11 protein-coding genes are annotated in these 12,817 nt (G+C 67.7%); 8 read left to right on the plus strand and 3 right to left on the minus strand.

The genetic code is table 11. The features are described from left to right. The 6 genes from WAZ62_RS12775 to WAZ62_RS12800 all read left to right on the plus strand — a co-directional run. The coding region (locus WAZ62_RS12775; RefSeq protein ID WP_422643929.1) for an ABC transporter permease at nt 1-911 on the plus strand (911 nt) is incomplete at its 5' end. Between the two features lies 1 nt (nt 912). Further along, nucleotides 913-1,689: an ABC transporter permease gene (locus WAZ62_RS12780; RefSeq protein ID WP_422643930.1), complete on the plus strand. Its 777-nt coding sequence runs from the start codon at nt 913-915 to the stop codon at nt 1,687-1,689. A 1-nt stretch (nt 1,690) separates the two neighbouring features. Next, nucleotides 1,691-2,467 (plus strand): SDR family NAD(P)-dependent oxidoreductase, encoded by a 777-nt coding sequence (locus tag WAZ62_RS12785; protein ID WP_422643931.1) that lies wholly within the window; start codon nt 1,691-1,693, stop codon nt 2,465-2,467. Between the two features lie 13 nt (nt 2,468-2,480). Next, on the plus strand, nt 2,481-3,254 hold the full coding sequence (locus WAZ62_RS12790) for a glucose 1-dehydrogenase (protein WP_422643932.1): 774 nt from the start codon (nt 2,481-2,483) through the stop codon (nt 3,252-3,254). Between the two features lie 121 nt (nt 3,255-3,375). Then, entirely contained in the window at nt 3,376-4,446 is a 1,071-nt protein-coding gene (locus tag WAZ62_RS12795; RefSeq protein ID WP_422643933.1) for an OmpA family protein, read from the plus strand. Between the two features lie 146 nt (nt 4,447-4,592). Continuing rightward, nucleotides 4,593-5,999: a WS/DGAT/MGAT family O-acyltransferase gene (locus WAZ62_RS12800; RefSeq protein ID WP_422643934.1), complete on the plus strand. Its 1,407-nt coding sequence runs from the start codon at nt 4,593-4,595 to the stop codon at nt 5,997-5,999. 3 nt (nt 6,000-6,002) lie between these two features. Here the strand turns inward: WAZ62_RS12800 and ggt are convergent, their stop codons facing one another. Beyond that, the gene (gene ggt / locus WAZ62_RS12805) at nt 6,003-7,763 is read right to left on the minus strand and encodes a gamma-glutamyltransferase (RefSeq protein ID WP_422643935.1); all 1,761 of its coding nucleotides are present in this window, start codon (nt 7,761-7,763) and stop codon (nt 6,003-6,005) included. Between the two features lie 622 nt (nt 7,764-8,385). On the opposite strand from ggt, the gene WAZ62_RS12810 reads away from it, so the two are divergent. Next, nucleotides 8,386-9,012 carry a septal ring lytic transglycosylase RlpA family protein gene (locus tag WAZ62_RS12810; RefSeq protein WP_422643936.1) on the plus strand — a complete coding sequence of 209 codons (627 nt, stop codon included), beginning with the start codon at nt 8,386-8,388 and terminating at the stop codon, nt 9,010-9,012. 35 nt (nt 9,013-9,047) lie between these two features. After that, nucleotides 9,048-10,292, plus strand: a complete 1,245-nt coding sequence (locus tag WAZ62_RS12815) for an aminotransferase class V-fold PLP-dependent enzyme (protein WP_422643937.1) — start codon at nt 9,048-9,050, stop codon at nt 10,290-10,292. On the opposite strand, the gene WAZ62_RS12820 is transcribed toward WAZ62_RS12815, so the two are convergent. Both WAZ62_RS12820 and WAZ62_RS12825 read right to left on the minus strand, forming a co-directional pair. Further along, nucleotides 10,285-11,646, minus strand: a complete 1,362-nt coding sequence (locus WAZ62_RS12820; protein ID WP_422643938.1) for a flavin monoamine oxidase family protein — start codon at nt 11,644-11,646, stop codon at nt 10,285-10,287. The genes WAZ62_RS12815 and WAZ62_RS12820 overlap by 8 nt on opposite strands. 63 nt (nt 11,647-11,709) lie before the next feature. Further along, nucleotides 11,710-12,672, minus strand: a complete 963-nt coding sequence (locus WAZ62_RS12825) for a dipeptide ABC transporter ATP-binding protein (RefSeq protein WP_422643939.1) — start codon at nt 12,670-12,672, stop codon at nt 11,710-11,712. Nucleotides 12,673-12,817 lie beyond the last annotated feature (145 nt).

Raw genomic sequence — 12,817 nt, forward strand, 5'->3', positions numbered from 1 at the left:
GGCGATGCCATTGCCCTGGGCCTGCCGGCGGCGGCCTGCAGCGTGGTCGCGCCATGAGCCTGTCGCCCGCCACGCGGCGGGCCCTTGGCCTGTCGCCCGCGCTCGCCATCTTCGGGCTGTTTTTCGCCCTGCCCATGGCCTATCTGCTGGTCGTCACCTTTTGGCGCATCAAGCGCTATCGGCTGACCCCGGATTTCACCCTGGGCAATTACGCCGATGTCTTCGGCGACTATCTTCACGCGCTTGGCTTCACGCTGGCGATCGCCCTCACGATCGCCCTGATCACGACGGCGCTGGCCTTCGCCATCGCCTATCTGATCCGTTTCCGCTCGGGCCTGTTCGGGCAGATCATCCTGCTGTCGGCGCTGGCGACCCTGTTCGGCGGCTATCTGGTGAAAATCTATGCCTGGAAGGCGATGCTGGGCGCGCAGGGCAGCGTCAACCTGCTGCTGATCACCCTCGGCCTCATCGACGAGCCGATTTCCTGGCTGCTCTACAGTCCCGCCGCCGTGGTGATCACCCTCGTTCATTTCATGCTGCCCTTCGCCCTGCTGCCCATTCTCGCGGGGCTGCGCGGTGTCTCGGAAGCCCCGCTGGAGGCGGCGCGCGACCTCGGCGCCAAGCCCTGGCAGATCACCAGGGATATCGTCCTGCCGCAGTGCCGGGGCAGCCTGTTCTCGGCCTTCTCGATCGCCTTCCTGATCCCCGCCGGCGATTATGTGACGCCCCGGCTGGTCGGCGGTCCCGAGACCTTCATGGTCGGCAATTTCATCGAAAATCTCTTCGTCGGGCGGATGAACGCGCCCATGGGCGCCGCGCTCGCCTTCACCACGCTGCTGGCCTGCGGCATCGTGCTGGTCGCCGCCAACTGGCTGCTGGCCCGGGCGCTGACGCCCAAATGGGGACGCTGAGATGATCGCCAGATCGCAGGTCGTGTGGACGGCATTCGGCGCGGCGGCGCTGGTCTTTCTCCTGTCGCCGCTGGTCCTTGTCGTCTTTTTCTCGCTGTCGGAAAATGCCAACGCGACTTTCCCGCCGGGCGGGATGACGCTGCATTGGTATGACGTGCTGTTCGGCAACCCGGATTTCTGGAAGGCGCTTGGCAACAGCGCCATCATCACCCTTTGCGTCGGCCTTGTTTCCATGATCTCGGGCACGCTGGCGGCCATGGCGCTGGCCCGTTCGGGTCCCAAGGTCGCCAATGGCGTGATCGCCCTCGTTACCATGCCGATCATGCTGCCACCGCTCGTGCTCGCGCTGGCGCTGGCCACCGGCTATTCCTCCCTCGGCCTGCCGCTCGGCCTCGCGACGGTGATCCCCAGCCATCTGGTCTTCACCCAGCCTTTCGTCATTCTGGTGGTTTATGCCCAGATGTCCGGCTTCAACATGGCCATCCTTGACAGTGCCCGCGACCTCGGCGCCGGCCCCTGGACCATCTTCCGCACCGTCATCCTGCCGATCATCCGGCCGACCCTGATCGGCGCGACCCTGATGGCCATGGCGGTCTCGCTCGACGATTTCATCATCACCTATTTCACCATCGGCGGCGGCATGACCCTGCCGACCATGATCTGGGGTATGCTGCGCAAGGCGCTCGATCCCAGCATCAACGCGCTTGGCTCGCTCGTGCTGGTCGCCACCATCGGCACCAGCCTGCTGGCCCTGCGCCTGACCCGTTACCGAGGTTGAGATGACCACCCACGACTTCACCGGCCGCCATGTCCTGATCACCGGCGCCAGCATGGGCATCGGCCTTGCCATCGCGAAGGCCTTCGCGCTGGCGGGCGCCGAGCTCACCCTGATGGCCGAGAATGACGCCATCCATGCCGCGGGGGCGGAGGTTGCCGCCGCCTGCGGCCGGCCGGTCCGTGCCCTCAAGTGCGACATCGCCGATCGCGCCGCCGTCTATGCCGCCATCGGCGCGCTGCCCGCTATCGACGTGCTGATCAACAATGCCGGCTTCCAGCCGATGACGCCGCTGCCCGGCGCGACAAAGGAAAGCGACGACGCCTTCGAGCGCTGCATCGCCGTCAATGTCCTCGGCACCTATTACGTCACAAGGGCGGCGCTGCCGCTGATGGGCCGGGGCGGGCGCATCATCGTCACCTCGTCGATCTGGGGCCGCACCGGGGCCGCCGGCTTTTCCGGCTATGCCGCCTCGAAACACGCGGTCGCCGGCTTCATGCGCTCCCTCGCGATGGAACTCGGGCCGCTCGGCATCACGGTCAACGCGGTCTGCCCCGGCTGGGTCGAGACCGAAGGCTCCATGTGGACGATCAGGGCCGAGGCGGCGGAGTTGGGTGTTCCCGTGGCCGAACTGGTCGCGCGTTACCTGGGCGCCCAGCCGATCCCCGGCATGATGCAGCCCGAGGCCGTGGCGCCCGCCTATCTCTTCCTCGCGTCCGACGGGGCGGCCGATATCACCGGCCAGATGCTCAACGTCGATCGCGGCAGTTTCATCGGCTGAAGGCGAAACATCCATGTCAAAGCTCCAAGGGCGCATCGCCATCGTGACCGGCGGCGCCGCCGGCATCGGCTTCGCCGCCGCGACACTCCTTTCCCGGGAAGGCGCCACCGTGGTGCTGACCGATATCGACGAGGCGGGCGGCATCGCCGCGGCGGCGACGCTGCCCGGCGCGCTGTTCATCGCCCATGACGTCGCCAGCGAAGCCTCGTGGCAGGCGGTGATGGCGGCCGTCATCGACCGCTTCGGCCGCCTCGACATTCTCGTCAACAACGCCGGCATCCAGCTCACCCGGGCTTTGGAGGAGACCAGCCTCGACGACTGGCACCGGGTGATGAACGTCAATGCCGACAGCGCCTTTCTCGGCACCAAACTGGCGATCGGCATCATGAAGACGACCGGCGGCGGCTCCATCGTCAATCTGTCCTCGACCTTCGGCATCATCGCCGACGGGTTGAATGCCGCCTATTGCGCTTCAAAGGCGGCGGTGCGCCATTTCACCAAGGCGGCGGCGCTCTATTGCGCCGACCGGGGTTATGGCATCCGGGTGAATTCGGTCCATCCGGGCCTCGCCTGGACCCCGATGCTGGAGCGCGAGATCGTCGACGTCGCGGCCCAGCGCGGCCTTTCCGACACCTCTTCCGTCCGGGCGGAATGGAACCGCATCTGCCCCCTTGGCGTCGGCACCGCCGAGGATATCGCCGAAGGCATCCTCTACCTCGCCTCCGATGCCTCGAAATATGTCACCGGCAGCGAGCTGGTGATCGACGGCGGCCATATCATCCGCTGATGTTCCCGCAAGGGTGGTTAACCATGGTAACGGGGCAGAAAGGCAGTGACGCCGATTGAGCCTGCCTGTCCCCGGTGGTAGAACGGCCATAGTGGTGGCAGTTTTTTGGGGCGGGGGTTACATGCGCGGATTGTCTCGCATTGTTCTGGGGGCGCTTGTGCTGGCGGGCGGGGCTTCGCCGGCCTTCGCCGATGGCGACCTGGGCCCTGGGCCCTACCTCGGCGGCTATGGCGCCTTCGTCATCCCGCAGAGCATCGACGTCGAAGGCGATGCCGACGGCGACGGCATAGACGACAAGGCGGACATCGAATTCGACAATGGCTGGGGTGTCGGCGCCCTGCTCGGTTACGACTACGGGGCCATTCGGGTCGAGGCGGACATCGGCTATCGCAGCTTCGACGCGACCGACATCAAGAACCTGCGCCTGGGCGATGGTGCGGGCGGCTATACCGACGTCGGCGATTCCGCGACCGACAACAATTTCGGCCTGCTCAGCGTGATGGGCAATGTCCTCTACGAATACGAGAATTCCTCGATCTTCACGCCCTATGTCGGTGCCGGTCTCGGCGCGGCCTGGGTTTTCGTGAACGAAGGCAACGGCGCCGTGACCATCGCTTCCGGCGATGACGTCGGCTTCGCCTATCAGGGCATCGTCGGCGCCAAGGTCGCGATCGACGACAATCTGTCGGCCTTCGCCGATTACCGCTACCTCGGCACCTCGGACATCCAGGTGAACGAGCTGCATTCGTCCTATGCGCTGCAGAGCGTGCAGGCCGGCCTCGTCTATGCCTTCAGCGCCTATGACCCGCCGCCGGCGCCGGTGCCGGCACCGGAAGCGGCGCCCGTGCCCGACGCCGCCATGGCGCGGTCCTTCATGGTGTTCTTCGACTGGAATTCGGCCGACGTGTCGTCCGATGCCGCCGCGATCATCCAGGATGCCGCCCAGTCGGCGATGAACCTCGGCGTCAGCCGGATCGAGCTGACGGGCCATGCCGACCGTTCGGGCTCGCCCGCCTATAATCAGGCCCTGTCCTTGCGCCGGGCCGAGGCGGTGAAAGCCAAGCTGCTGGAACTCGGCCTGACCTCGGCGGAAATCGTCACCCTGGGCAAGGGCGAGTCCGCGCCGCTGGTGCCGACGCCGGATGGCGTGCGCGAGCCGCAGAACCGCCGGGTGGAAATCGTCCTGCCCTGAGCGGCCCTGGCTCGATCTCGATGAAGGCCGGTCCCCTGGGGCCGGCCTTTTTCATGTCGGGTTTATCCTGGCATTGAGGCCGCAGACCCCTTGACGCCGCCGCGCCGCCCCTGTCGCATGGGAAAAACAGCGGGGGAACGGGGAAAATGGCGACTCGGGTGTTGCGGCCGACGGATGCGGCCTGGCTTTTCATCGAAAAGCGGGACAAGCCCGTGCATGTGGCCTCGCTCGCCACCTTCTCGCTGCCGCCGGATGCGCCGCCGGGCTTCCTCGCCGATCTGGTCGCCGAATGGCGCGGCCGGCCGCGGTTCGCCCCGCCCTTCAACCTGCGCCTGCGGCCCGGGCTGCTCTCCGCCCTGCTGCCCGCCTGGCAGGACCTGAAGCCCGAGGAGATCGACCTCGATTATCACTTCCGCCATTCCGCCCTGCCAAAGCCGGGTGGGGAGCGGGAGCTGGGCGTCCTCGTCTCGCGCCTGCATTCCAATCCGCTCGACCGTTCGCGGCCGCTGTGGGAATGCCATGTCATCGAAGGGCTGGAGAACAACCGTTTCGCGGTCTACACCAAGGTCCATCATTCGCAGATCGACGGCATGGGCGGGATGCGCCTGCTGTCGCGCTTCCTCTCCAATGATGCCACCGCCTGCGATCTGCCACCGCCCTGGGAAGTCGGTCTGTCGTCCGGGCGCAAGCGTGCCGACGACGAGGAGGGGGCCGACCAGGGCTCGCTGATCGAACGGATGGTCAGCCTCGGCAAGGAACAGTTCCGCACCGGCCTCGAGGCGGCGAAGGCCCTTGGCAAGCTGGCGCTCGAAGCCCGCAAGGGCGAGGTCGATGGTCCGGCCTTTCCCTACGGCGCGCCCCAGACCATCCTGAATGGCCGGATCGCGGGCAAGCGCCGCTTCGCCACCCAGCATTACGACCTCGCCCGCATCAAGACCGTCGCCAAGGCGGCGGGCGTGACCGTGAACGATGTCTTCCTCGGGCTTTGCGCGGCCTCGCTGCGGCGCTATCTCGACGAATTGCGGGAATTGCCGGAAAAGCCCCTGACCGCCTCGGTGCCGATCTCGGTGCGCCCGGCCGATGACGCCAGCGTCGGCAACGCGATCTCGACCATCTTCATCAATCTGCACACCGATATCGCCGATCCGCTCGAGCGGCTGAAGGCGATCAGCGCCAATGCGGCGCCGGCCAAGGACAGGTTGCAGTCGATGACGCGGGGCGCCATCGACAATTACACCCTGGTCCTGATGACGCCCTATATGGTGCAGCTCATGCTGGGCCTTGGCACCATGACCCGGCCCATGAACAACCTGGTGATTTCCAACGTGCCCGGGCCGGCGGAGGTGCTCTATTTCAACGGGGCGAAGCTCGAACAGATCTATCCCGTTTCGCTGCTGTTCGACGGGCAGGCGCTGAACATCACCGTCCTGTCCTATGCCGGGCAGTTCAACCTCGGCTTCACCGGCGATCGCGACAGCCTGCCCCACATGCAGCGCATCGCGGTCTACACCGGCGATGCCCTGGCGGATCTCGAAAAGGCGCTGGGATTGTAGCGGTCAGCGCCCGTAAACCGCGCCCTCGCGCCGGGGATCGGCGGCGCCTTCAAGGCCATTCGGCGTCACCGCGATGGCGGCGAGGCCGGAGTTGAGGTCCTGCACCTCGACCCGGTAGCCGAGGGCCTGAAGTCCGGGCACCAGCGCGGTCGCCGCCGTGCCCGCCTCGACCTCGAACGGGCCGAAGCGGTTGAGGACATGGGGCATGGCGACGATTTCGGCGACCGGCCTCTTCCAGGCCAGGTGGGCGATCAGGGCCTGGGCGACGAAGCCGATGATGCGGCTGCCGCCCGGGCTGCCGATGGCGAGGATCGGCAGGCCGTCGCGCAGCACGATCATGGGCGCCATCGATGAACGCGGCCGCTTGCCGCCCTCGACCCGATTGGCGACCGGTATGCCATCGGACCCCGCCGGGGCGAACGAGAAATCGGTCAGTTCATTGTTCAGCAGGAACCCGCGCACCATGAGGCGGGAGCCGAAGCCATTCTCGATCGTTCCCGTGTAGGACAGGATGTCGCCGTCCGCGTCGCGGATCACCACCTGGGTGGTCGAGGGCAGTTCAGGGGTTACGCCCGCGGGCGGCGGCGGCCACAGGGCGCCATCGTCGAAGGCGGGCAGGCCGGGCGATACCTCCGGCAAGGCGCCCGGCCCGTCCAGAAGTTTCGCGCGCAGCGAGAGATATCCAGACGCCAGCAGGCCCGAGACCGGCGCCCGGACATAGGCCGGGTCGGCCAGCCAGCGTTCGCGGTCGGCGAAGGCGAGACGCGAGGCATCACCGATCAGGCGCCAGGTTTCGGGCGCTTGCGGCGACATGCGCTCGATGCCCCAGGGCTCGACCAGGCCGAGGATCTGCAGGATGGCGATCCCGCCCGAGGACGGCAGGCCCATGCCGCAGACCTCGACCGAGAAGACCGCGTTGCACACCGGCTCGCGCGCGATGACCGTGTAATTCTCAAGATCGCTTGTCGCGAGGCGGCCGGGATTGGTCGCGTCTCCCGTGACCCTGGCGACGATGTCCGCGGCGATCTCGCCCCGATAGAAGGCATCCTCCCCGCCCGCCGCGATCCGGCGCAGCGTGTCGGCGTAGGCGGGATTGCGCAGCACGGCGCCGGCCTTCAGCGGCGCGCCCGTGGCGTCGAAGAAATAGGCGGCGGCGGCCGGGTCGTGCTTCAGCCGGTCGCCCTCGGCGGCGATCAGATCGGCGAGGCGGGGCGAGACGGGAAAACCCTGCTCGGCCAGGCGGATGGCGGGCTCCAGCAGATCGGCGAAGGGCAGGCGGCCGTGACGCCGGTGGGCTTCGGCCATCAGGCGCAGGGTCGCGGGCGTGCCGACCGATTTTCCGCCGACCACCGCCGTGAAGAAGGGCAGGGGCTTGCCATCGTCGCCGAGGAACATGTCGGGTGTCGCGGCGGCGGGCGCCGTTTCGCGCCCGTCGATGGATGTAACGTCTTTGCTCTCTGACGAGTAATGCAGCAGGAAACCGCCGCCGCCGAGGCCGGACGACTGCGGCTCGACGAGGCCGAGCACCATCTGCGCCGCGACCAGGGCATCGACCGCCGTGCCGCCGGCCTCCAGCATGTCGAGGCCGGCACGCGCGGCGAGGGGGTGGGCGGCCACCACCATGTCGGTCCGCGCCGTCCCTTGCTGCGGCGCGGCGCGGCTCGCGACAGTGGCGGTCTCGGGTGCGAAACGATCGGAAACCTGTTCCGCCCGCGCGCCCTGAACGACAAGTCCCGCAAGCAGAAATGCTGTGGCAAAACGCATGGTTCGGTTCCAGCCGGCACCTCCGGCACTCGCAATTCTTCCATCTTGCCCTGTCCGCGGGGCGGGGGAAATGGTCATATCCGGGGTTGCGATCGGGTCGGGACCGAATGTGAGCCGCATCGGGCAAGTGCTTGATCCGCCGTAATGTTCCCGATATGGATGCAACCTTGAGAACGTGTTTCTGGCAACTGGCAATCGGGGGCAATCGACCGGGGTTGCCAAGATAACATTTTTCGGTCAAAGTCCGCTCGTGGTGACCCCCTCGGCCTGCTTCCAACGAAGCCCGCCGCTGGTCCATGAAGCCCGGTACGGTCACCGCCGGCCCAGAAGGTTAGGACGTTTGAGTCCTGAAATTTATGTCGTCGCACTTGGTCTGGCCATGTGTCTTGTCGGCATGAGGTGGCGTCTTAAAGCCACCGCGACGCGGCGCTCCCGGCGATAAGCGGGTAGCTTCGGTAATCACGGGTGCGGGTTCGGGGCAACCTGCCGTGCTCAACGGTGTTCATGACCTTTAATGCAGGGGTCCATCCAGTTCGCGTGCGACACAGCCTCCGTGCTCGCGCGCCGATGAAGGAGCGGAGGAATAATGGCAGCAACACGTTTGCTCGCGTTCAATTGGATCGTGGCAGCCGCAGTGACGGCGGCCGTTTCCGTGGTGGCCCCCATGGCCGCCCGGGCGACCGAAAGCACCGACGACCCGGTCAGTATTCGCGAACACGCGGTTGCTGCATCGACACTGATTTCCGCCCGTTCCGTGGATGACCGCGACGGGGCATCTTCTCTCGTCACCGGTGTGATCGGTGGCAATCCGATCACCGATCGCGACAAGATCATGGGATCGCAGAGCGAGAAGGTGGTTCAGGAATTCACCGGCCTCGCCTCCTGGTATGGCCCCGGCTTTCATGGCCGGCGCACCGCCAATGGCGAGAAATTCAATCAGAATGAATTGACGGCCGCGCACAAGACCTTGCCGTTCAACACGAGGGTCCGGGTTACCTCGGTTTCCAACGGCCAGTCCGTGATCGTCACCATCAACGATCGTGGTCCCTATGTCCGGGGCCGCATGATCGACCTGTCGTCGGCGGCGGCCCGGGCCATTGGTCTGCGCGGCCGGGGTGTCGGCAAGGTGAAGCTGGAAGTGCTGGAGTTGCCGGCGACCATCGATCACTTCGCCGGTTCGCGTTCGACCGATACCCGCGAGGGCCCGCAGGCGCCGCGGCGCGTGACAACCATCGTCGACGCGGAATAGGCTCTGTCCCCGGTGCATTCACCGGGGAGATGATCTTGGTTTCCGGTTTCGGTAGTGGCGTCGATCTCGACGTCGCCTTCGCGCGGGACCAGTTCCCGCCCATGACCAATGGTACGGCCTTTCTCGAAAACGCGGGCGGCACCTATGTGCCGCGGCAAGTCGTCGACCGGGTCACTCATTACATGACGGCGCTCCAGGTCCAGCCGGCCTGGGGCTTCGCCGCGTCCGCCGAGGCGGCGGGGCTGATCCGCGACGGTATCGCCGTCGCCGCCGCCTTCCTCAATGCCGATCCCGAAGATGTCTTCGTCGGCCCTTCCACCACGGTGAACACGCTGGTCCTCGCCCAGGCGGTGCGGCCCTTGCTGCGCCCGGGCGACGAGATCGTCGTCACCAACCAGGACCACGAGGCGAATTCCGGCGCCTGGCGCCGTCTGGCGGGCGAGGGCGTGGTGATCCGCGAATGGCCGATCGATTCGGTCACGGCCGAGCTCGATCTCTCGGTCCTCGAATCGCTGGTCGGGCCGCGCTGCAAGCTGGTGGTCATGCCCCATTGCTCGAATGTCGTCGGCAGTTTCAACGATGTCGCCGGGGCGGCCCGAATCGCCCATGCCGCCGGCGCGCTGATCGCCGTCGACGGGGTCGCCTATGCCCCGCACCGCCTGCCGGATGTGAAGGCGCTCGACGTCGATTTCTATTACTTCAGCCTCTACAAAACCTTCGGTCCCCATGTCGGCGCCGCCTATGTCCGCCGCTCGGTCGCGGTGAAACTGGCGCCGCAGAATCATTTCTTCCTGACGGAGCCGCCAAAGACCCTGAACCCCGGCGGGCCGTCCCATGAATTCACCGCTTCCCTGCCGGGCATCGCCGATTATTTCGAGGCGCTGGACCTGCATCATTTCGCCCTGCCGGCCAATGGCCTGCGGGCGCGGATGGAGCGGCTCTACGACATGTTCGACCGCCACGAGCAGGTTATCGGCCAGCGTCTGCTGGCGGGGCTGAAAGCCTTGCCGGGCGTTCGCGTCATCGGCCGGCAGACCATGGACGGAAAGCGCGCCCCGACCTTTTCCTTCACGGTCGAGGGGCGCCGGCCCGAGGATGTCGCCGGCGGCCTGTGGGCGGCGGGCATCGCCGTTGGGCACGGCGATTTCTATGCAAGGCGCTGTGTCGATGCCCTGGGCCTGACACCCTCGGGCGGGGTGATTCGGGTCAGCCTCGCCCATTACAATGACGAGGCGGATGTCTCCCGTTTCCTCGCCACCCTCGGCCGGATCGTCAGCTGAGGGCGGCCAGCGCCTCGGTCGCTGCGCGCTCGCCGGATTCGAGCGCGCCCTCGACATAGCCGGTCGATTCCAGCGCGGTCTCGGTGCCGGCGAAATGGATGCGGCCGGCGGGGGTGCGCAGGGCCGGGCCATAGCCGGTCATTGTCGCGGGCGCCATCAGGCCGGCGTAGCAGCCGCCCGACCATTCCTCTTCCAGCCAGTCGTTGTCGGCATAGTCGATGGGTTGGCCGGCTTCCGGGCCGAACAGGCGGGTCAGGCTGGCGATCACCGCCTGGCGGCGTTCTTCCTCGGATTTGCCGGTGAAGGCCCGCGCCGCGTCGCCTTCGAGAAAACCGCTCAGCACGCCGTGGCCGGCACCCTCCGGCGTGCCGTCGAAGACGGGGGAGAAGGGGGCGGTGTCGGAAACCGCCTCGCCCGACAGGCCGCGCGCCCGCCAGAACGGTGTCGCATAGGCGACATGGCATTTGATCACGCTGCCCATAGGGCTGCGCTGGGCAAGACCGGATTTCAGCGCCGGCCAGGCGGGCCGCGCCCCGATCCGGGCGAGGAGCGCGAGCGGCACCGCGACGATGGCCCGGCGGCCGCGCAGTGCCTCGCCCCCCGCCACCTGAACCGTCACGCCCTCGTCATCCTGCTCGATGCCGGAAACCGGGGACGACAGGCGCAGCCGGCCCCGGCCGACCTCGTCGGCCAGCCGCTCGGACAATTGGTGGAGGCCCCCCTTCACCCGGTCCTGCTGTGCCCCGCCCCGCACGGAAATCAGCGGCTCCAGTCCGCCGGAGGCGCGCAGATAGGTCAGCAGGAACAGCATGGAAATCTCGGACGGCTCGGCCGAGAACACCGCCCGCACGGCGATATCCATCATCGCCTTGGCACCCCTGGTGCGCAGGTTCTGATCCAGCCAGCTCGCGACCGTGATGCGGTCGAGCGCGTCCGCCCCCGCCGTCGCCCACGGCGCGCTGACGGCGATCGCGGCCGCCATGCGCTCGATCCGCTTCATCACCCGGTCGGTTTCGATCAGGGCGAGGGTGGGCAAGGCCGGGATCAGGCCCTCGTAGCGGCGCACCCGGCCGCGATAGTCGATCAGCTTGGCGCCGGCCTCGAATTGCGGCTCCAGCGGGATATGGTGGCGGGCGGCGAGGGCGATCAGCCGGCGATGATCGGGGCCGACCCATTGCCCGCCCAGATCGACGACATGGCCCGCCAGCATCCCCGGCTTGGTCCGCCCACCCACCCGGTCGCGCGCCTCGACGACACAGACGCTGCGCCCGGCGGCGGCGATGCGCGCGGCGGCATTGAGACCGGCAAACCCCGCCCCCACGACGACGACATCGACATCAAAACCCTGCACCATCGCACTCCCCCGACTCCGGCGACCATGATCGACCGGGCCGGGAGCCAAGCCAAGGGGGAAAGCCTATTCCGCGAAATGGCAGGCCACCATCGCGCCGCCGATGGCCCGCAATGCCGGCCGTTCCGCCGCGCAGCGGTCGGTCGCCAGGGGGCAGCGGGTGCGGAAGACGCAGCCGCTCGGCGGGTTGAGGGGCGAGGGCAGTTCGCCGGTCAGGGGCGGCGGGCGGTGGGCGCGCTCGCCGGCGTCGATCTTCGGCCGGGCGGCCAGCAGCGCCCTTGTATAGGGATGGCGCGGGGTGTCGAACAGGGTGGCGGCCGGGGCCTGTTCGACCGGGCGGCCGAGATACATCACCAGCACCTCGTCGGCGACGAAGCGGACGACGCCGAGGTCGTGGCTGATGAAGACCATGGCGAGGCCCATCTCGTCCTGCAGGTCCATCAGGAGGTTCAGCACCTGCGCCTGCACCGAGACGTCGAGGGCCGACACCGGCTCGTCGGCGACGAGGATGCGCGGGCGCAGCATCAGGGCGCGGGCGATCGCGATGCGCTGGCGCTGCCCGCCCGAGAACATATGCGGGTAACGCTCGGCGTGCTCCGGGCGAAGGCCGACGCGCGACAGCATGGCGGCGACGGCGGCGTCGCGGTCAGCCCTGGTGAGATCGGTGTTGATCACCAGAGGCTCGGCCAGGGCGGCGCCGATGGTCCGGCGCGGGTTCAGGGAACCATAGGGGTTCTGGAACACCATCTGCACCGCGCGGCGCAGCGCCTTTCGCTCGGCCGGGCCCGGGTTCGTCGCATCCTTGCCGTCGATCAGCAGGCGGCCGGACGAGGGCGTTTCGATCAGCGTCACCTGCCGGGCGAGGGTCGACTTGCCGCAACCGGACTCGCCGACGATGGCCAGGGTCTTGCCGGCATCGAGGGTGAAGGACACGCCATCGACCGCGTGCAGCGGCCGGGCGGCGCGGAACAGCCCGCGCGAGACCTGATAGATCTTGCCGAGGTCGTCGGCCTCAAGAACCCGGCTCATGCCACCCCCCCGATCTCGCCCGCGGGTAGTCCATCGGCGCCCAGCGGCCGGTGGCAGCGCGCGGCGCCGGGGCGCAGGTCGTGCAACACGGGGTGTTCGGTCACGCAGCGGCCATCGGCGAAGCGGCAGCGGGGTTGCAGCAAGC

The sequence above is a fragment of the Zavarzinia sp. genome (assembly GCF_049306435.1).
Taxonomy (GTDB): domain Bacteria; phylum Pseudomonadota; class Alphaproteobacteria; order Zavarziniales; family Zavarziniaceae; genus Zavarzinia.